Origin of the sequence: Achromobacter sp. SIMBA_011, assembly GCF_046535435.1 — a bacterium.
Classification (GTDB): domain Bacteria; phylum Pseudomonadota; class Gammaproteobacteria; order Burkholderiales; family Burkholderiaceae_B; genus Achromobacter; species Achromobacter dolens.
In genome coordinates, this window is record NZ_JAWRWN010001024.1 from 1 (window position 1) to 246 (window position 246).

A 246-nucleotide genomic window follows, 5' to 3' on the forward strand; every position below is an offset into this window, starting at 1 on the left:
GCCCTGACGCTTCCGCATCAGCTGCGGGTCTGGGGCGGGCAGGTGGACCGCATTCTCCTGACCGTGGATACCGGGCAGGTCGGGGCAGGCCGCTACAAGGGCAACGGTTTTGAGGCGGCAAGCAAACGTCTTTTCGACATGCTGGAGGAAATGCAGGCCAACTATCCGCATCTCTATGTGGATGTGGTCGACTACAGCGATGCGGCGCGCCGCGCCGTGACGGAGACGTTCTTTTCACGCTCACCG

The 246-nt window shown here is 62.6% G+C and carries 1 pseudogene; it reads left to right on the forward strand.

From position 1 onward, the window contains the following. Positions 1 to 246, forward strand: a pseudogene (locus SB816_RS34110) (capsular biosynthesis protein); the annotation flags it as partial.